General features: G+C 67.8%; 19 protein-coding genes. 9 read left to right on the forward strand and 10 right to left on the reverse strand.

Annotated features, from left to right (window positions below; translation table 11 throughout):
• Both ACIKT0_RS03440 and ACIKT0_RS03445 read left to right on the forward strand, forming a co-directional pair.
• Positions 1-174: chemotaxis protein CheB (locus ACIKT0_RS03440; RefSeq protein WP_407104024.1), on the forward strand; the 174-nt coding region annotated here is incomplete at its 5' end.
• A complete protein-coding gene (locus ACIKT0_RS03445; RefSeq protein ID WP_407104008.1) occupies positions 171-1,010 on the forward strand; it encodes a CheR family methyltransferase in 840 nt (279 codons plus the stop codon). The genes ACIKT0_RS03440 and ACIKT0_RS03445, both read left to right, overlap by 4 nt.
• 73 nt (positions 1,011-1,083) lie before the next feature.
• On the opposite strand, the gene ctrA is transcribed toward ACIKT0_RS03445, so the two are convergent.
• Positions 1,084-1,785: a response regulator transcription factor CtrA gene (gene ctrA / locus ACIKT0_RS03450; RefSeq protein WP_183395437.1), complete on the reverse strand. Its 702-nt coding sequence runs from the start codon at positions 1,783-1,785 to the stop codon at positions 1,084-1,086.
• A gap of 361 nt (positions 1,786-2,146) precedes the next feature.
• On the opposite strand from ctrA, the gene ACIKT0_RS03455 reads away from it, so the two are divergent.
• The 5 genes from ACIKT0_RS03455 (at position 2,147) to oxc (ending at position 5,971) form a co-directional block, all read left to right on the forward strand.
• Positions 2,147-2,371: a hypothetical protein gene (locus ACIKT0_RS03455; protein WP_407104009.1), complete on the forward strand. Its 225-nt coding sequence runs from the start codon at positions 2,147-2,149 to the stop codon at positions 2,369-2,371.
• The gene (locus ACIKT0_RS03460; protein ID WP_407104010.1) at positions 2,358-2,564 is read left to right on the forward strand and encodes a hypothetical protein; all 207 of its coding nucleotides are present in this window, start codon (positions 2,358-2,360) and stop codon (positions 2,562-2,564) included. The genes ACIKT0_RS03455 and ACIKT0_RS03460 overlap by 14 nt, the downstream gene beginning before the upstream one ends.
• 119 nt (positions 2,565-2,683) lie before the next feature.
• A complete protein-coding gene (locus tag ACIKT0_RS03465; protein WP_407104011.1) occupies positions 2,684-3,577 on the forward strand; it encodes a lipid kinase in 894 nt (297 codons plus the stop codon).
• Between the two features lie 413 nt (positions 3,578-3,990).
• Positions 3,991-4,119 carry a hypothetical protein gene (locus ACIKT0_RS03470; RefSeq protein WP_407104012.1) on the forward strand — a complete coding sequence of 43 codons (129 nt, stop codon included), beginning with the start codon at positions 3,991-3,993 and terminating at the stop codon, positions 4,117-4,119.
• Between the two features lie 88 nt (positions 4,120-4,207).
• Complete coding sequence (oxc, locus tag ACIKT0_RS03475; RefSeq protein ID WP_407104013.1) at positions 4,208-5,971, forward strand: oxalyl-CoA decarboxylase; 1,764 nt, start codon at positions 4,208-4,210, stop codon at positions 5,969-5,971.
• Positions 5,972-6,165: 194 nt separating this feature from the next.
• Here oxc and ACIKT0_RS03480 read toward each other — a convergent pair whose 3' ends face one another.
• The 3 genes from ACIKT0_RS03480 to ACIKT0_RS03490 form a co-directional block, all read right to left on the reverse strand.
• Complete coding sequence (locus tag ACIKT0_RS03480; RefSeq protein WP_407104014.1) at positions 6,166-6,873, reverse strand: alpha/beta hydrolase; 708 nt, start codon at positions 6,871-6,873, stop codon at positions 6,166-6,168.
• 108 nt (positions 6,874-6,981) lie between these two features.
• Positions 6,982-8,232, reverse strand: coding sequence for a formyl-CoA transferase (gene frc / locus ACIKT0_RS03485; RefSeq protein WP_183393545.1), 1,251 nt, complete (start codon positions 8,230-8,232; stop codon positions 6,982-6,984).
• A gap of 82 nt (positions 8,233-8,314) precedes the next feature.
• Positions 8,315-8,779: a PAS domain-containing protein gene (locus ACIKT0_RS03490; RefSeq protein WP_407104015.1), complete on the reverse strand. Its 465-nt coding sequence runs from the start codon at positions 8,777-8,779 to the stop codon at positions 8,315-8,317.
• 432 nt (positions 8,780-9,211) lie between these two features.
• Between ACIKT0_RS03490 and ACIKT0_RS03495 the strand changes: the two genes are divergently transcribed.
• Both ACIKT0_RS03495 and ACIKT0_RS03500 read left to right on the forward strand, forming a co-directional pair.
• The gene (locus ACIKT0_RS03495) at positions 9,212-9,655 is read left to right on the forward strand and encodes an OsmC family protein (RefSeq protein WP_407104016.1); all 444 of its coding nucleotides are present in this window, start codon (positions 9,212-9,214) and stop codon (positions 9,653-9,655) included.
• A gap of 40 nt (positions 9,656-9,695) precedes the next feature.
• Positions 9,696-10,058, forward strand: a complete 363-nt coding sequence (locus ACIKT0_RS03500) for a YybH family protein (protein ID WP_407104017.1) — start codon at positions 9,696-9,698, stop codon at positions 10,056-10,058.
• 75 nt (positions 10,059-10,133) lie between these two features.
• Here ACIKT0_RS03500 and ACIKT0_RS03505 read toward each other — a convergent pair whose 3' ends face one another.
• From ACIKT0_RS03505 to ACIKT0_RS03530, 6 genes are all read right to left on the reverse strand, one after another.
• Positions 10,134-10,688, reverse strand: coding sequence for a c-type cytochrome (locus ACIKT0_RS03505; RefSeq protein ID WP_407104018.1), 555 nt, complete (start codon positions 10,686-10,688; stop codon positions 10,134-10,136).
• On the reverse strand, positions 10,675-11,940 hold the full coding sequence (soxC, locus tag ACIKT0_RS03510; RefSeq protein WP_407104019.1) for a sulfite dehydrogenase: 1,266 nt from the start codon (positions 11,938-11,940) through the stop codon (positions 10,675-10,677). Before soxC ends, ACIKT0_RS03505 begins: the two co-directional genes overlap by 14 nt.
• 198 nt (positions 11,941-12,138) lie before the next feature.
• Positions 12,139-13,968, reverse strand: a complete 1,830-nt coding sequence (locus ACIKT0_RS03515; RefSeq protein ID WP_407104020.1) for a SulP family inorganic anion transporter — start codon at positions 13,966-13,968, stop codon at positions 12,139-12,141.
• On the reverse strand, positions 13,965-14,912 hold the full coding sequence (locus tag ACIKT0_RS03520) for a dimethyl sulfoxide reductase anchor subunit family protein (protein ID WP_407104021.1): 948 nt from the start codon (positions 14,910-14,912) through the stop codon (positions 13,965-13,967). Before ACIKT0_RS03520 ends, ACIKT0_RS03515 begins: the two co-directional genes overlap by 4 nt.
• Before the next feature lie 4 nt (positions 14,913-14,916).
• The gene (locus ACIKT0_RS03525; RefSeq protein ID WP_407104022.1) at positions 14,917-15,699 is read right to left on the reverse strand and encodes a 4Fe-4S dicluster domain-containing protein; all 783 of its coding nucleotides are present in this window, start codon (positions 15,697-15,699) and stop codon (positions 14,917-14,919) included.
• Position 15,700: 1 nt separating this feature from the next.
• Positions 15,701-18,601 (reverse strand): molybdopterin oxidoreductase family protein, encoded by a 2,901-nt coding sequence (locus ACIKT0_RS03530; RefSeq protein ID WP_407104023.1) that lies wholly within the window; start codon positions 18,599-18,601, stop codon positions 15,701-15,703.
• Positions 18,602-19,126: the final 525 nt, after the last annotated feature.

Genomic DNA, 19,126 nt, shown 5'->3' on the forward strand with positions numbered 1-19,126 from the left:
CGCCAACGTCATCACCGGCAATGCGGCGGGCGGGTGTTTGCGCAGGACGAGGCGACCAGCGTGGTCTGGGGGATGCCCGGCGCCGCGGTCGCCACGGGCGCCTGCTCCGCCGTGCTGCCGCTTTCCGAGATGGGGCCGCGGATCGCCCGCGCGATCGTGGGGGAACGCTCGTGACGCCGACCCAGTACGCCTATCTCGCGCAGTTCCTGAAAGAGCGCTCCGGCATCGCGATCGGCGACGACAAGCGTTACCTGGTCGAGGCGCGGCTCGGGCCGCTGGCCCGCCGGCTGGGCCTCGCCGCGGTCGCCGATCTGGTCGGGCGCGTCTCGGCCGGCGATCTCGAGAGCCAGCGCCTCGTGATCGAGGCGATGACCACCAACGAGACCTTTTTCTTCCGCGACGGCGGGCCGTTCGCGGCCTTCACCGACGTGATGCTGCCCGAACTGCTCGTCCGCCGCGCGAAGGAGCGCCGGATCCGGATCTGGTCCGCCGCCTGCTCGTCCGGCCAGGAGGCCTATTCGCTTGCGATGCTCCTGGAGGAATGGGCGCCGCGGCTCACGGGATGGACTGTCGAGATCGTGGCGACCGATCTCTCGAGCGAGGTCGTCGAGCGGGCCCGGGCGGGCCTGTTCAGTCAGTTCGAGGTGCAGCGGGGCCTGCCGATCCGGCAGCTGCTCAAGCACTTCACCCAGGAGGGCGACCGCTGGCGGATCTCGCCTGCGCTGCGCGCCAGGGTTCAGTTCCGCACGCTCAACCTGCTGCGCGACTTCTCCGCGCTCGGCCGGTTCGACATCGTGTTCTGTCGCAACGTGCTGATCTATTTCGAGGAGGCGACCAAGTCGGACATCCTCGCGCGGATCGCGCGCCAGATGGCCCCCGACGGCTACCTCGTCCTGGGGGCGGCCGAGTCGCTCGTCGGGACCGGAGCGCCGTTCGGGCCCCACGCGCAGCACCGGCTGCTCAACGTGCCTGCGCCGAGAGCTCCGGCCGCGGTCGCCGCCGCGATCTGATCCCAAGGCTTTCCAACGACAAAGCCCCGCGTCGACGACGCGGGGCTTTGTCGTTGATCTCGCGACGGCGAGGTCAGGCGATTGCCCGGGCCTCGTCCTCCATCGGCTCGCGCAGCACGTAGCCGCGGCCCCATACGGTCTCGATGTAGTTCTTGCCGTTGGTGGCGTTGGCGAGCTTCTTGCGGAGCTTGCAGATGAAGACGTCGATGATCTTGAGCTCCGGCTCGTCCATGCCGCCGTAGAGATGGTTGAGGAACATCTCCTTGGTGAGCGTCGAGCCCTTCCGCAGGCTCAGCAACTCGAGCATCTGGTATTCCTTGCCCGTCAGATGCACCCGGGCGCCGCCGACTTCGACGGTCTTGGTGTCGAGATTGACGATCAGGTCGCCGGTCGTGATCACCGACTGCGCGTGCCCCTTCGAGCGCCGCACGATGGCGTGGATGCGGGCGACGAGTTCGTCCTTGTGGAACGGCTTCGTCATGTAGTCGTCGGCGCCGACGCCGAGGCCGCGCACCTTGTCCTCAATGCCGGCGAGCCCCGAAAGGATCAGGATCGGCGTCTTGATCTTGGCCAGCCGAAGCGCGCGCAGCACCTCGTAGCCGGACATGTCCGGCAGGTTCAGGTCGAGGAGGATGATGTCGTAATCGTAGAGCTTGCCGAGGTCGATGCCCTCTTCGCCCAGCTCCGTCGTATAGACGTTGAAGCTCTCGGACTTGAGCATCAGCTCGATGCTCTGAGCTGTAGACTTGTCGTCTTCTATAAGAAGAACGCGCATGCGAGTCCTCCACCGATGCCCGCGTGACCTGCCTGCAATAGGCCGGGCGCCACGGTGAACCGATCGTTTCCAGTCCGATTCAAGCTTAACGACGAAAGGTTAACAGAATCTGATTCTGCGTCGCAAGCTCGATCTCGATGTTTCGTAAAATCTTAGTAACCTGTTGAAGAAAAACGATTTTCACGAAAGTCGCAAGCTTCGCATCATGATTAACAAAATGAGCTAAGCGACTCTCAAGACTCATCGTTTCGCGACGAACTACGGTTTCCGATCCCTTTACCGGCGCGTTCATAATTGGCCCGCGGGGTAAACGAAGCGTTACGTTGGCGGCCCGCCGGTCACGATTCGCTAGGGATTCGCGATGAGCGCGATGCGCGGCCTGTTGCAGAGCGTCCAAGCCACCCCGGACCACGAGGTTTTCGGGCGCGTGGTGGGCGTGCGCGGCCTGTTGGTGGAAGTCGCAGGGCCGCTCGGCGCGATGGCGATCGGCGGCCGCGTGGTGATCGAGGGCGCCGGGGGGCGGCCGACGCCCTGCGAGGCGGTCGGGCGCGCTCGCGGCCGCCAAGGCCAAGGTGATCGTCGATGAACTCGCGATCCGCTCCGGCTCCCGGATCTTCGACGTCGGCGGCGCGACCTCGACCAGGCGGAGCGCCAATCTCGACCGCCACTGGCGGAACGCCCGCACGCTCGCGACCCACAACCCCGCCGCCTACAAGGCGCGCGGCGTCGGCCAGCACCTGATCTCGGGCGAGCGCGTGCCGCTCACGGGGTTCTTCTGAAAGGAAGTCGCTCCTGAAGCCGGCGGCGAACAAGCGATGCGCGCACATGTCGAAAGACAGCGCCACGGACGCGCGGCGCGCTAGATAGTCGGCGAGACTCATTGGGGAGCCGACCGTTCATGCGTCGCGCGTTGCTCGTCGTAAACGCCAAAAGCCGTAGCGGCGAGGCGGCAGCCAAGCAGATTCGGGAAGAGCTGGAGGGCCGCGGCTTCGCCGTCACCCCGCTGGACTGCGACACGCCCGACAAGACGTCGGCCCAGATCGCGCGCGAAGGACCCGCCTACGACGTGATCGTGGTCGGCGGCGGCGACGGCAGCATGAACGCGGCGGCCCGCGGCGTCGTGGACGCCGGGCGGCCGCTCGGCATCGTGCCCACCGGCACCGCCAACGATCTCGCCCGCACGCTCGACATTCCGGCCGACATTCCGGAGGCGTGCCGCATCATCGCGGAAGGCGAGGTCCGGCGGATCGACCTCGGGGAGGTCAACGGCCGGCTGTTCTTCAACGTCGCCAGCATCGGGCTGAGCGCCGAACTCGCCAAGTCGCTGACAAGCGAGATCAAGCAGCGCTTCGGCAAGCTCGGCTATCTGATCACGGCGCTCAGGGTGCTCGCCCGCGCCAGGCCCTTCCGCGTCCGCATCAGCAGCGGGGACAAGACGTGCCGGGCGCTGACCCTGCAGGTCGCGGTCGGCAACGGGCGCTATTATGGCGGCGGCAACGTGATCGAGCAGGACGCCGATATCGACGACGGCCGGCTCGATCTCTACAGCCTCGAGTTTTCGCGGGCCTGGCGGCTCGCGCTCATGCTCCGGTCGTTCCGCGCGGGCGAGCACGGCGCGTGGAGCGAGGTGCGGGCGATGTCCGGCCATGAATTCGAGGTCCGCACGCGCCGCCCCCGCTCGGTCAACGCCGACGGCGAGATCGTCACCAAGACGCCAGCGACCTTCCGGCTGCTGCCGCGCGCGATCTCGGTGATCGCGCCTCCCAAACAGCCGCCGTCCGAGGCGGAATGAGCGGCGCGGCGCCCGCGACTCGCGGGCGCCGCGGAACAGGTCGCGCTCGCGCTGTCTTCGGTCCGAAGAGGCCGGGATCCAACGAGGGTAGCTCCGCCGCCCATGGCTAGCGGGGCCGCCGAATTCGCCCTCGCCGCAATGGGCCGGCGCCTGCATTTGGCAATGGGTCGATCGAAGATCGTATTGACGCTTGGCATCTGGCATGCCAGTGTCCTCGGCAACGTACTGACGCGCTGAAACACGTCCATATGAGCTCCACGACTTTCGTCGGAGACCGGATGTGGGCGCGACTGAGGGCTGGATACTTGGTCTCCTGAAGAGAGCCCGCCCAGAACTCAGGAAAACTAAATAAGACGCGCCATTCCAGAGACCGGTCAACCGGCGGCGGCGCGAAGGGATCGAGGAGACGGCCCATGACAGCCACGGGGCTGACGCCGCCAGCAGCACGGTTCGGTTCGACGGCGCGCGGGGACGGCGCGACCCGCCGCCCCAAGCCGCAGGTCCAGCGCCCCGCCGGCCGCCGCGCCCTGTTCGAGCTCTGAAGCCGGGTCGCAACGTCACGCGCCGCGCACGCCAGGCGCCTAGCAACAACGGCTGGATGAACAGCCAAGAATTCTCCGGAGGAAGCAAATGTCCGCAGTAGCGCAGCTGATCAACTCCACGACCGCCGACGTCAGCATGGCCGAAGCCGACGCTCCGCAGGAGCTGACGGACGGCTTTCACCTCGTCATCGACGCGCTGAAGCTGAACGGCATCGAGACGATCTATGGCGTGCCGGGCATTCCGATCACCGATCTGGGCCGCATGGCGCAGGCTGAAGGCATCCGCGTGGTGTCGTTCCGCCATGAGCAGAACGCCGGAAACGCGGCGGCGATCGCGGGCTTCCTGACCAAGAAGCCGGGCGTCTGCCTGACGGTGTCGGCTCCGGGCTTTCTGAACGGCCTCACCGCGCTCGCCAACGCCACCACGAACTGCTTCCCGATGATCCTCATCTCGGGCTCCTCGGAGCGCGAGATCGTCGACCTGCAGCAGGGCGACTATGAGGAGATGGACCAGCTCGCGATCGCGAAGCCGCTCTGCAAGGCGGCGTTCCGCGTGCTGCACGCGGAAGACATCGGCATCGGCGTCGCGCGCGCCATCCGCGCCGCGGTTTCGGGCCGTCCGGGCGGCGTCTATCTCGACCTGCCGGCGAAGCTGTTCTCCCAGGTGCTCGACGCCGCCAAGGGCGAACGCTCCCTCGTCAAGGTCATCGACCCGGCCCCGGCGCAGCTGCCGGCCCCCTCGGCCGTCAAGCGCGCCATGGACCTGCTCAAGAGCGCCAAGCGCCCGCTGATCGTCCTCGGCAAGGGCGCCGCCTACGCCCAGGCTGACGACGAGATCCGCCAGTTCGTCGAGAAGAGCGGCATCCCCTACATCCCGATGAGCATGGCCAAGGGCCTCCTGCCCGACAACCACCCGCTCTCGGCCGGCGCCGCCCGCTCGACCGTGCTCAAGGACTCCGACGTCGTCGTGCTCGTCGGCGCGCGCCTGAACTGGCTGCTCAGCCACGGCAAGGGCAAGCAGTGGGGCGAGCCGGGCTCGAAGAAGTTCATCCAGATCGACATCGAGCCCAAGGAAATGGACTCGAACGTCGAGATCGCCGCGCCGCTCGTGGGCGACATCGGCTCCGTCGTCTCCGCGCTGCTCGCCGGGATCGACTCCAGCTGGCCGGGCGTGCCCGCGCAGTGGACCGAGACCATCAAGGCCAAGAAGGACGCCAACATCTCCAAGATGGCGGCGAAGCTCGGCAAGAACTCCTCGCCGATGTGCTTCCACACCGCGCTCGGCGCCCTGAAGCAGGTCATCAAGGAGCGGCCCGACGCGATCCTCGTCAACGAGGGCGCCAACACGCTCGATCTCGCCCGCGGCATCATCGACATGTACCAGCCGCGCAAGCGCCTGGACGTCGGCACCTGGGGCGTGATGGGCATCGGCATGGGCTTCGCGATCGCGGCCGCGATCGAGACCGGCAAGCCGGTCCTGGCGGTCGAGGGCGACTCGGCCTTCGGGTTCTCGGGCATGGAGGTCGAGACGATCTGCCGGTACAACCTGCCGGTGTGCATCGTGATCTTCAACAACAACGGCATCTATCGCGGCACCGACATGGACCCGACCGGCCGCGACCCCGGCACGACCGTGTTCGTGAAGGACTCGCGCTACGACAAGATGATGGAGGCCTTCGGCGGCGTCGGCGTCCACGTGACGACGCCGGACGAGCTGAAGCGCGCCGTCGACGAGGCGATGGACTCCGGCCGCCCGACGCTCATCAACGCGGTGATCGACCCGGAGGCCGGCAGCGAGAGCGGCAACATCGGCAGCCTCAACCCGCAGAGCGTGGTCGTCCGCAAGAAGTAACCCCGACGACGGACGCCCTGGGCTCCCCTCCTCACGGCATCCGAACCCCGGCGGGCGCAGGCCCGCCGGTTTTTTTTGTCCTGGGCTCGAGCTCGGCGCGCCGCTGGCCGGCCGCCGTAGCAGCCGCCGGGGCGCCAGATCTATCGATTACGTGATGAGGCCCGCCGGACGCAGCGTCGCCCGGCGGAAAGGCGTCAGGACTGGGCCGCCGAGACGGCGGCCGTCGGCGCCATGAAGAAGTCCACAGCCTGCGAGACGACCGTCGGCTGCCAGGCGTGCGGACCGGCATACTCGACATAGGAGACGTCGTAGCCCGCCTGCGTCAGCTTCGCGGCGTGGACCCGGGCGCTGCGCTCGATCGGGATCTGCTCGTCGCGCGTGCCGTGCGAGATGAAGATCTTCGGCGCGCCGGTCTGAAGATGCACCGACATGAAGCCGGCCGACGAGATCACCAGATGGCTGACGAACGCCCCGTTGGCGAGGCCGAGCGACAAGGCGTAGCTGCCGCCGTCGGAGTGGCCCGCGAACACGAAACGGGTCGGGTCCAGGAGGAATCGCGAGGCGACGTCCCCGAGGGCGGCGTCCAGCCGCTCGCGATCGGGCCCATGGCCGGCGATCACGAGATCCCAGGTCGGAAACAGCGATTGCGGCGCGAGCAGCAGGAAGCGCCGGCGCGCGGCGTGCTCCTCGAGCATCGGCAGGATCTTGGCCGCGTGGCCGCCGCCGCCGTGGAACAGCGTCACCAGCGGCGTCGGCCGACGCGGGTCGATCCCCTCAGGCACGTAGAGCACCGCGTCGCGCTGCTCGAACAGCCCGAGTTCGTTCCGGCCGGGAGGCAGCGGCGACAGGGTCGGCAGCCGGTGGGCGAAGTCGAGCCGACCGGCCAGGTGGGGGTCGATCATGAGGCCCCGCTTTGGATGGCCCACGCCGCACAGGACGAGGCCGAGAAAAGAAAATGGCGGCGCGTCGAAACGCGCCGCCATGCCGTCAGGTAAGTTGACGGGCGGCGATCAGACCGCGCGGGCCTGATGCAGCATCTCGATCTGCTGCTCGGTGTAGCCGAGGTCGCGGAGCACTTCGTCGGTGTGCTCGCCGAGTAGCGGCGAAGCCTTCACGTCGACCTCCATGTCCGAGAACTTGATCGGGCTGCCGACGGTCAGGTACTTGCCGAGCTTGGGATGATCGACCTCGACGACCGTGCCGCTCTTGCGCAGCGACTCGTCGTTCGCGATCTCCTTCATCGACAGCACCGGCGCGCAGGGGATGTCGAACTTGCGCAGGATGTCGACCGCCTCGAACTTGGTCTTGTCGGCGAGCCATTCCTCGATCGTGGCGAAGATGTCCATGATCTTGTCCTGGCGGGCGCGGGCGGTGTTGTAGGCTGGATCGTCGATCCACTCTTCCTTGCCGAGCGCCTTGCAGATCGGGGCCCACGCGTGGCCCTGGATGGTGAAGTAGATGTAGGCGTTGGGGTCGGTCTCCCAGCCCTTGCACTTCAGCACCCAGCCCGGCTGGCCGCCGCCGCCGGCGTTGCCGCCCCGCGGGACCACGTCGGAGAACTCGCCGTGCGGATACTGCGGGTACTCCTCGAGGTAACCGAGGGCGTCGAGACGCTGCTGGTCACGCAGCTTGACGCGGCAGAGGTTGAGCACCGAGTCCTGCATGGACACGGCGACCTTCTGGCCCTTGCCGGTCTTGTTCTTCTGATGCAGCGCCGTGAGGATGCCGATCGCAAGGTGCATGCCGGTGTTGCTGTCGCCGAGCGCCGCGCCCGAAACGGTGGGGGGACCGTCCCAGAAGCCGGTGGTCGACGCGGCGCCGCCCGCGCACTGTGCGACGTTCTCGTAGACCTTCAGGTCCTCGTAGTGGTGGCCGTCCGAGAAGCCCTTCACCGAAGCGAGGATCATGCCCGGGTTGAGCTCCTGGATGCGCGCCCAGGAGAAGCCCATGCGGTCAAGCGCGCCGGGGCCGAAGTTCTCGACCATCACGTCGGATTCACGGATCAGCTTCTCGAGGACTTCCTTGCCCTCGGGGGTCTTGGTGTCGAGCGTCAGCGAGCGCTTGTTGGAGTTCAGCATCGTGAAGTACAGCGCGTCGGCGTCTTCGACGTGGCGGAGCTGCGAGCGCGTGACGTCGCCGGCGCCGGGGCGCTCGACCTTGATCACGTCAGCGCCGAACCACGCCAGCAGCTGCGTGCACGCAGGACCCGCCTGCACGTGCGTGAAGTCGATGATCTTGATGCCCTCGAGCGGCTTGCTCATGTGGTGCTCCCTTTCGATCTTTGGATCGTGATTTCTGTTGATTGACTTGCGATTGCGCCGAAACGTCCTCGGCGCGTCTGCCTCATGCGGGGGAAACCTGTGGCTCAGCCTCCTGCCTCGCGGATTGGGCGGCCTCGAGCTCGGCGAGCCGCTTCCGAAGCTCCCGTTCCTCGCTCCACCGGGCCGTCTCGTCGCGGATCACCGCGGCGACGCCCGTGACCCGGCGATCAGCGTCGAACAGGAGGGAGACCGTGAAGGCGATCGACAGCGACCGACCGTCCTTGCCGATCGCGGGCACCTTCAGGAGCTCATGCCCGTATCTGGTCTTTCCCGTCTCGGCCGTCTTGGCGTAGCCGCGCCAGTGTCGCGCGCGATGCCGCTCCGGCGTGATCAGATCGAGCGACTGACCCACGGCCTCGGCCTCGGTGAAGCCGAACATTCGTTCCGCGGCGGGGTTCCAGAGCGTGATGACGCCGTCGCGGTCCGACACGACGATCGCGTCGCCGACTGCGGCCACCAACTGCTCGAGATCCACGTTCTGCGACATAAATCCTCCGATCAGCCTGCTCTTGACTTGGACGCCAAGGCACGCAGGCAGGACGTGGGTCGCTAAGACCGACGCCAGATCGTTCAACGGCTGTTCAAGACGAGAGAAACTCGTTCAGTAGCCGGCTTTAGTCGCGAATAAGACGCTGCTTCATCATCTACTGTTTCCTCCTTCCGCCGGAGCCGCTTTGGGTCTCCGACTGCGCGTCACTTCGAGTGACTTTATGCGCTGTTATATGTGGTATTTGGTATGCCAGCTTCGGCTCCAAGTCAAGGCCGGTGAGCCGCCGGTTGCCGCCGGCGCCCGCCGCTCCATACTCCGTCGGGTTCACGGACAACGGGCCGCTTCAGGGCGCGAGGCCCGTGACGGCCGCCCTTCGCGGACCGGGGCTCGCCCGCCGAGCGCCGCCGCAGCATCAGCCCGGGAACATGCATGACGACCGAAGCGCGAATCCGGATTCGCCAGATCGACGGCTACCGCTTCATCGTCGACTTCGGCGCAGCGATCCCGGATCTGCTCGTCGACGAGGCCGCGCCGATCGGGGACGACGCCGGGCCGCACCCGGAGCAATTGCTGGTCGCCAGCGTGGCGAACTGCCTGTGCGCGAGCCTGGTCTTCGCACTGGGCAAGTACAAGCAGGACGCGGGCGACGTGCAGGCGGAGGCCTCGTGCCGGGTCGCGCGGAACTCCGAGAACCGGCTGCGGGTGGAGGGCATCGAGGTCGCGATCACGCTTGGGGCGTCGGCGGACGAGATGCCTCGGGTGGACAGCGCGATCTCGCAGTTCCAGCGCTTTTGCACCGTATCCGAAAGCGTGCAGACCGGCGTTCCGGTCAGCGTCGCGGTGCGTGATCGCGAAGGGCGGCTGCTGACCTGAGGGCCCGCCGCTCGCCTTCGTCTCAGGAAGGAGCCAGCAGATGACGACAGCCCAACACGAGGCCGCACGGGACCCGGACGATCTCGCCCGCCTGTTCATCGCCCGCGCCAACGAAGGCGACGTCGACGGTCTCGTCGCGCTCTACGAGCCCGAAGCCGTTCTGGCCGCCGGCGAGATCGTGGCCACCGGCCATGCGGAGATCCGGAAGTTCTACGCCGCCCTGCTCGAGCGGCGAAAAAGCTTCCCCGCGCCGGAGCAGCTCCCGACGCTGCGCAACGGCGACACGGCCATGACCTTCGCCCGTTTGCCCAACGGCGCGATCTCGGCGGAAGTCGCGCGCCGCCAGCCCGGCGGCGAATGGCTCTGGGCCATCGACCAGCTGAAGATCAAGCCGCAGTCCTGAACGAAGGCCCGACCGCGGCAGGGGGCGACCGGGAGCCGGCGAGGCGGTGAGCCTCGCCGCCCCCCTGGCCCGGCGTCAGCGCTCCGCGGCGTAGAGCGACAGGTCCGGTCCCTGCCCGTCGTAGAAGCCCTTGGCGTTCGGCATCTCGACCTTCGGCAGGCTGCTGGCGTCCATCGTGGCGTCCTCGGCGATGACGCCCCCCTTCGCGAGGACATAGGCCGACACGGCGTAGACCTCGTCGGCCGACAGCGAGCCCGGCTGGTCGAACGGCATGGAGCGCCAGACATAGTCGTAGAGGGTCGAGGCGTAGGGCCAGTAGCTCTCGACGGTCTTCACCGGCTTGGCGGACGACAGGGTGCCGCGACCGCCGACGAGCGCCGGTCCGCCCGCCGCCGGGACGCCCTGGAGCTTGTCGCCATGGCAGGCGGCGCATCGCTCCCCGTAGACCTTGGCGCCGGCCGACACCGTTCCGCTGCCGGGCGGAAGCCCCTCCCCGTCGGGCTGGATGGCGAAGTACCCCGCGAGGTCCTTGTCGGTCGCCGGCGAGCCCACCTCCAGGCTCTGGGCAAAGGCGGCGGGGGCGCCGAGCGAGAGCGCGAGCGCGGCGAGGCCGAACTTAAGCGTGGACATTGCTGACCCCTCCGTCCGCGGCGACCGCCCAGCTCTGGATCGCGTTGTAGTGGTAGACCGAGTTCAGCCCGCGCAGCCGCACGAGCTCCTCGCGCGTCGGCTGCACATAGCCGGTCTCGTCGACGCATCGGCTCTGCAGGGTCGCAGCCTGTCCGTCCCAGGCCCACGGGCAGTTGAACCGCACGGTGCACATCGGCTCCGCGACGTTCTCGATGTTGGCGGGCCGCCAGGTCTTGCCCGCGTCCGTCGAAACCTCGACGGACTGGACCCGGCCGCGCCCGGACCAGGCGATCCCCTTGATCTCGTAGAGCCCGGGCTTCGGCAGCATCATGTCCGCCGACGGAAAGGTGATCACCGACTTCGCGCCCATCTGCAGCGTGAACAGCTTGGCGCGGCCGTCCGGCATCAGGTCGGTGTATTTCGAGGTCTCCTCCCGGGTCATGAACGGCCGGTCGCTGACCTGCAGCCGCCGCAGCCATTTGATGTGCGTGTTGCCCTCATAGCCGGGCAGCAGCAGGCGCAGCGGGTAGCCCTGCTCGGGGCGCAGCGCCTCGCCGTTCTGGCCGTAGGCGATCATGCCGTCGGACAGCAGCTTTTCGAGCGGCACGCTGCGCGTCATCACCGCGGCGTCGGCGCCCTCCGCGAGCACCCACTGCGCGGCCTCCTTGAGGCCCACCTCGCGCGCGAGCGTCGAGAACAGCACGCCGGTCCATTCCGAGGTGCTGAGCAGACCATGCGTGACCTGCACGTTCTTGGCCGTAGGCTTGGCCCATTCGGTCAACGTGTTGCCCGAGCACTCGATGAAGTGCTTCCGGGTGACGGACGGCATCCGCTTGAGATCGGCGACAGAGAACTTCTTCGGCGTCCCGACCATGCCGTGCACGACCAGCTCGTGACGAGCGGGATCGATCGTCGGGATGCCGCCGTGATGGCGCTCGAAATGCAGGCCCGAGGGCGTGAGGTTGCCGATCTGGGCTGCGAGCGGCGTGAAGGTCCACGACGTCAGGTCGGTCGGGTTCTTGGCCTTGGTCCGGACCTCGGTCTCGAACTGGGAACGCGTCCCGTAGCCGCCATCGGCGAGCAGCGGCCGGCCCTGCTCCTTGGTGGGGTCTTCCGGCACGTCGTAATGCACGGCCCCCGGAGGCGCGGCTTCAGCCGCCCTCGCCGCGCCGGCCGCGAGCGCCGTCGCGCCCAGCGTGGAGGCCGCCGACAGCAGAAGCTGGCGACGCCCGAGCCTCGCCTGCGGCCTCATCCCCTCCTGGCAGGGGCACTCTTCGTCAACCGGCCGCGACGCGGCCAAAGATTCATACGCTTCGTCCGACCCTCTCCGTCTCATTGCGCTTCCTCCCCATGCGGGCTTTTTCGCCGCATTTTCTGTTGTCCCGAGCGGGCATGCCGGAGCGGCGGCGGTCCCGCCGCCGCGTCTGCTCGCGATCAGGCGAGATCATTCTCATGACGCGGCCACGCTCGCTGACAGGCGCTCGGTCGGCGGCGCGCTCTCCATGCCGGCGGCCGCGGGACATTCGCGGAAGATCCTGGTCTTGCAGGCCCGGCAGATCTCGGGATCGAGCTCGGGGACGATCCGCGCGATGGCCTCTCCCTTCGAGGACATGACGTGGTCCCGGCCGAGCGCCTCGATCACGTGGAAGCGCTCGAGCGTCCGCAACAGCGGCGGGAACCGCGCGATCAAATAGAGATCGCCGCCCAGGGCGCGCCGTCGCTTCGCCTCGGAGATCAGAAGTTCGGCCCCCGGAAGGTCGACGTCGCCGCCGCCGCGCAGGATGATGCCGAGCCGCTTCTGGTTCGGCCGCTGCCGCTGGATGCGGCCAAGCTCGCGCTCGAGATAGTCGACGGAGCCGAAATAAAGCGGCCCCTCGAGCCGGGCGAAGGCGGCCTGCGGGCATTCCGGAAGGCTGTAGAGCTCGGCGTTGCGGAACGGGCGGTGCGACTGAAGCCCGTCCGGCGCGCCGACCGAGAGCGTCGGCTTGGCGGTCCGCGACAGGAAGATCAGAAGCGAGACGATGACGCCGCCATAGACGGCGAACTCCAGATTGACGAAGAGGCCCGCCGCGAAGGTGATCGCCACGATGGTCGTCTCGGTCCGGCTCGTGGCCGCCAGCCGCCGGATCGCCCGAAGGTCGACCAGCCGGAACGCGACATAGAGGATCACGGCGGCGACGGCCGGGATCGGCACCTGCCCGAACAGCGGCGCGACCACCAGCAGGATCGCCAGCAGGAAGCAGGACGACAGGATCGCGGACAGCGGCGTCGCCGCGCCGGCCTCGTAGTTGACGCCGCTGCGGGTGAAGGAGCCGGAGCCGGCGTAGCACTGGAAGAAACTGCCGACGACGTTCGACACGCCTTGCGCCGCGATCTCGCGGTTGGCCTCGAACGGCCGGTTCTGCTTGAGCGCGAAGGCGCGGCCGATAGAGATCGCCTCGACGAGACCGAGCAGGGCGATCGCGAAGGCGCCCTCCCCGAGCGCGTGCAGCGTCTCGAACGAGAACGCCGGCATCGCCGGCGTCGGCGCGACCGACGGCAGCGCTCCCACCATGCGCACGCCCCTGGCCTCCGCCTCGATCAGGACGCCGAGCAGGCTGCCGACGCCGAGCGCGACGATGAAGCCCGGCAGCTTCGGCGCGAGCACCCGCAGGGCGACCAGCGTTCCGAGCGTGACGCCGGCGATCGCGAGCGCGGCGAGATTTGTCTCGCCCGCCGCGGCCGCGAGATTTGCGATCTGGCCGAAGATGCTCTGTCCGCGTTCGGCCGTCAGCCCGAGCGCGTCCTTCAGCTGGCTGACCGAGATCAGCAACGCGGCCGCCGCCGTGAACCCGATCATCACCGAGTGCGAGATGAAGTTCACGAACCGGCCGAGCTGCAGCGCTCCGAAGGCGCATTGCAGGACGCCGACCAGGAAGGTGAGGAAGATCGCGAGCGAGATGAATTCGGGGGTGAACGGCTGGGCGTGGGCGCTGAGCGTGCTCGCCATCAGGGCCGAGATCACGAGCGTCGGCCCCGACACCATGACCCAGGAGGAGCCGAACAGCGCCGCCACCACGGGAACGACGATCGCGGTGTAGAAGCCGTATTGCGGCGGCAGACCGGCGATCGCCGCGAACGCCACCGCCTGCGGGAGGACCACGGTGGCGCTGGTCAGGCCCGCGACGACGTCGGCGCGGACGGTCGCCGGCGTGACGGCGGAGATCCATTGCGGCCGCAGCGCGCGACCAAGCCCCGCCCACGCCAGTCCGACTGGAGAAGACGGAGCGTGGTCGCTCATGCGGCGCGCGCTCCGTAGTAGAGCATCACGGTGTGCTTCGCTTCGGCGAAGAACAGCCAGCGCTCGACCAGGATCCCGGCGCCGGCCGAGAGCACGGCGATCAGGGCGACCACCGCGGCCGCCACGCCGCCGAGCAGCAGCGAGATCAGCATCAGCAGGATCGGAGCGCCGAACAGCGCGAGCAGGACCAGCTTGCGCAGCTTGTCGGCGTGCTTGCGCGCGATGGTGAAGCCCATCTCGCGCATCAGGTAGTTCTCTTCCGTGTGCGGCGCCTCGAACAGGCGGACCTTGCCGATGCCGCCGAGACCTGTGGCGGATTCCGGCGTGCTGACGTGGCTGGTTGTGGCGATGAAGCGCCAATAGGCGAGCTTGCCGCCGAGCGCGACCAGACCCGCCGCCGCCGCGACTATGTCGACCAGCGGCTGGCCATGGCCGAGCAGGTGCAGCAGCGCGGCGAACAGCAGCGCGCCGCAGTACAGGCCGAGCGCGAAATAGTTCGGCACCACGTACTGGTTGCGCCACTGGTGGACGGTCTTCAGCGACGCGTAGATCATCGCGGTGCAGTAGATCGTCACGACCGCGCAGCAGGCCGTCAGGACGCCGAGCAGCACGGCCGCGAGGCCCGGGTCCGGCGACACGATCCAGGCGAGGCCGAGCAGCGTCGCAGGCACATAGGTCGCGATCGCCGCGAGGCCTTCGCGCGACAGCCACGACGTCCGCCACTGAGACAACGCCCGCCACGCCCGCTCCGGGCGGCCGAGATGCAGCGTCGATGACAGCAGGCCCAGCGTAACGAGTAGCAACGCCGTCCCAAGCGTGACGAGCGCCACTACCCGCTCGGCGGGGGTCGCCGAGAACGCTGACAACAGGCCGGACCAGATCAGCAGGCCGTAGCCGGCGCCGGTGGCCGTGGTGAAGATGATGACTGATAGCGCAGGATGCATGACGTTACCGCGACAGAACGCGATCGGCCCAGCGCAGGAAGGCCGAGCCCTTCCCGTCCGGCTTCTTCATCGCAAGATCGAGGAGCGAGATGTTTTCGTTCGAGCCGCACGAGGACGACGAGGCGGCGCTCGCCGGCGGCGGCCCGTTCTTGCGCGGCCGCGGCGGCAGATAGCGGTTCACCGGCTTGTAGCCGAGCTCCGGCATCAGCTCGTAGCCGCCGCGCTCGGCGACCAGGATGGAGACGTCCGAGTTCGGGTCGCCGAGATCGCCGAAGTGCCGGGCGTGCGACGGACAGGTGGCGACGCAGGCCGGCACCCGGTCGGCCTCGGGCAGGTTCTCGTTGTAGATCTTATCGACGCACAGCGTGCACTTCTTCATCACGCCGTCGTCTTCGTCGAACTCGCGGGCGCCGTACGGGCAGGCCCAGGAGCAAAGCTTGCAGCCGATGCAGGTGTCGGCGTTGACCAGCACGATGCCGTCCTCGGCGCGCTTGTAGGAGGCGCCGGTCGGGCAGACGGTGACGCAGGCCGGCTCCTCGCAGTGCAGGCAGGAGCGCGGGAAGTTCACGGTGCGGGAGGTCTCGCCCTGGCCGGCCTCGAAGGTGTGGACGCGGTTGAACCAGACGCCGTCGGAGGTGTTCTGATAATCGGTGAGCGGCCCGGAATGGCCGCTGGCGTTCCACTCCTTGCAGTTGACCGCGCAGGCGTGGCAGCCGACGCAGGTGTCGAGATCGATCACCAGGCCCAGCTTCTTCTGGCCGGGAACGGCCTCGGGAAGACAAGTCACGTCATTTAACTCCAGACGTCTTTGCGGCCGGCCGGCGCTGCCACGGCCACTTGCGGCCTTCCGCGTCGTAGCGCAGCACGTCGGGGCGGTTCGGCATGCGGGGAGGCCGCGCGAGCGGCGGGAAACTCGGCAGCGGCGACTGCTCGCAATCGACCGCCTTCTCGACCCGGACCCGAACGTCGTACCAGGCGGCCTGGCCCGTCACGGGGTCGGAGTTCGAGTGGCTGTAGCCGTCCTTTTCGGGCAGGCGCTCGGAGATCACGTGGTTGAGCAGGAAGCCTTCCTGGCCCTCCGGCGCGTCGGCCGGCAGGTTCCAGGCGCCCTTGCGCTTGCCGATCGCGTTCCAGGTCCAGACCGTGTGGGGGTTCACGCCCTCCATGGTCCGCACGGGCGCCCGGATGCGGCCGTGGTTGCTGGTCACCCAGGCGTAGTCGCCGTCCTCGAGGCCGAGAGACTTCGCGGTCTCGCGGTTCATGTAGAGGAAGTTCTTCGAGTAGATCTGGCGCAGCCACGTGTTCTGCGAGTGCCACGAGTGGTACATCGCCATCGGCCGCTGCGTGATCGCCGAGAGCGGGAACTCGTCGGTCGAGACAGCCTGCTCCTCGAGCGGCGCGTACCAGATCGGCAGCGGATCGAAATAGGCCTTGAGCCGTTCGCGGTCGCGCTCCGGCGGCTGCAGTTCGCCGTGCCCCTCCGCGGCGAGCCGGAACTTCTGCAGCGGCTCGCTGTAGAGGTGCAGCACGATCTGCTCGGCCTTGTCGATCAGGCCAAGCTTCACCGCGTTCTCGAGATAGCCCTTGTTGCCGTGCTTGAAGTAGAGCTGGTCGTGCGGCAGCTCCATCCGCCAGAAGCTCTTGTTGGCGACGTAACGGTCGAGCTGGCTCTTGTTGGGCGCGCCCTTGCCGGCGGTTTCGCCGTCTTCGCCGCGGAAGCCCGCGAGCGGCCCGACGCCGGGCTTGCGCTCGTGATTGACGATGTAGTCGGGGTAGCCGCCCGGATACTTGGCAGAGCCGTCCTCGTTGACGAAGCCCGGCAGGCCGAGCCGCGCCCCGAGGTCGATCATCACCTCCTGGAACGGCCGGACGTCGCGGTCAGGCTTCAGCACCGGACGCCGGATGGCGTCCGCCGGGCCGTGCGCGCTGCCGATCGGCCGGTCGAGGAGCGAGATGCAGTCCCAACGCTCGAGATAGGTCGTGTCCGGCAGGACGAGGTCGGCGTAGGAGACCATCTCGGACGCATAGGCGTCTGAATAGATGATCTTCGGAATCTTGTAGGTCCCGTCCGGATGCTTGTCGGTCAGCATCTGCATGGTCCCCGCCGTGTTCATCGACGAGTTCCAGGCCATGTTGGCCATGTACATGAACAGGACGTCGATCGGATAGGGATCGCCCGCCCAGGCGTTGTGGATCGCCATGTGCATCAGGCCGTGGGCGGCGATCGGGGCCTCCCACGAATAGGCCTTGTCGAGACGCTTCGGGGTCCCGTCCGCCTCGACCAGAAGATCCTCCGGCCCCATCGTGAAGCCGAGCGGCATGCCGCCGAGCGGCGTGTTCGGCGCCACGGTCTTGCCGGCGGGCTTCGGGCCGCCGGGCAGCGGCTTCGGATAGGGCGCCTTGTACCGCCAGGAGCCGGGCGTATCGACCGCGCCGAGCAGCATCTGCAGCACATGCAGGGCGCGGCAGGTGTGGAAGCCGTTGGAGTGGGCCGAGATGCCGCGCATCGCGTGCATCGCGATCGGACGCCCGACCATCTTCTCGTGCCGGCGGCCCGCCCAGTCCGTCCAGGGCTGGTCGATCACCACCGGGTTGTTGAACGCCTCCGCGATCTCCGCGGCGATGCGCCGGATGCGCTCCGCCGTGACGCCGCAGCGGTCCGCGACCGCCTCGGGGGCGAACTCCTCGCTCAGATAGCGGTCGGCGAGCAGCTGGAACGACGGCGAGGCGCGCCGGCCGTCCGGAAGGTCGAAGGTTCCGACGACGGCGGGCGAGAAGTCGGCCTTCGAGGCGGCGACAGGCTCGCCGCGATCCTTGTCCCAGGCGAGCGGGGCGCCTTCGGTGTCGCGCGCGAACAGGCCATGGTCCGCGCCGCCGGGATTGTCGATCACCAGCCATGTCGCGTTGGTGTAGCGGGCGAGGAAGTCGAAATCGACGATGTCGTTGCGCAGCAGGACATGGATCAGCGCGAAGATGAACAGTCCGTCCGTGCCGGGGCGAATGCCGACCCACTCGTCGGCGATCGCCGAATAGCCCGTCTTGACCGGGTTCACGGAAAGGAACTTGGCGCCGCGCTCCTTGAGCTTCGACAGACCGATCTTGATCGGATTGGAGTCATGGTCCTCGGCGACGCCGAAGAGCATGAAGTAGCGCGCCTCATCCCAGTCCGGCTCGCCGAACTCCCAGAAGGCGCCGCCGATCGAATAGAGGCCCGCCGCCGCCATGTTGACCGAGCAGAAGCCGCCATGCGCGGCGAAGTTCGGCGTGCCGAACTGCGCGGCCCACCAGCCCGTCAGCGACTGGCTCTGGTCGCGGCCGGTGAAGAAGGCGAGCTTCTTGGGATCGGTCCGGCGGATGTCGCCGAGCCACTTGGTGGCCAGCGCAAGCGCCTCGTCCCACTCGATCTCCTTGAACTCGCCGGATCCGCGCTCGCCGGTCCTGAGCAGCGGCTTGCGCAGCTTCGCCGGCGAATATTGCTGCATGATGCCGGCTGAGCCCTTGCCGCACAGCACGCCGCGATTGACCGGATGATCCTTGTTGCCCTCGATGTAGCGGATGCGGCCGTCCTTCAGGTGGACTTTGATCCCGCACCGGCACGCGCACATGTAGCAGGTCGTGTACTTGACCTCGTCCGCGACCGTGGGAGAGGTCTCCACCACCTCGCCGGGGCCGGCGAGCGCCTCCAGCATGTCCGGGCGGCCGGGCTCGGACCGAACCGGGCGCGATCCGCCGGCGCGCCGGAAGAAGCCGCTTGCGTGCCCAAGAGCATCAGAGATCAGACTCATAGCGATTCGCACATCCCAAGATCAGCAGGCGAAAGAGCGCCTGATTATTTTTAGAGAAGTCCCAAACTGGCCGCAACGCATCAGGACTGTATTCGCTTATGATTTAAATCGATCGTTCCGTTCGTAGATTTAGATTGAGGTAGAACCCGGCCCATTCGCGACCATCGAAGCGACCAGCGATTTTCCTGCGCAGAATTCTACTGCCTTCTTCTTTTTATCGCCACTGCCCGCGAAGGCGCAGCTTTCTTGCGGGTACTTGCCGATTGCTTCGACGCGCAGCCGTCGAGCGGCATTAGACGCTTCCTGAAGCTCTGACGGAAATAAACTGTGCCAATAGATGAGAAGGGCGGCCCATGGGCCCGCAGAGGCTTGCGCGAGCTAGGGCGCGCGGCGGCGGCGCAGCAGCGCCACGCCGGCCGTCCAGGCCAG

Source organism: Hansschlegelia beijingensis (genome assembly GCF_045505405.1).
In the GTDB taxonomy this organism is placed as follows: domain Bacteria; phylum Pseudomonadota; class Alphaproteobacteria; order Rhizobiales; family Methylopilaceae; genus Methylopila; species Methylopila beijingensis_A.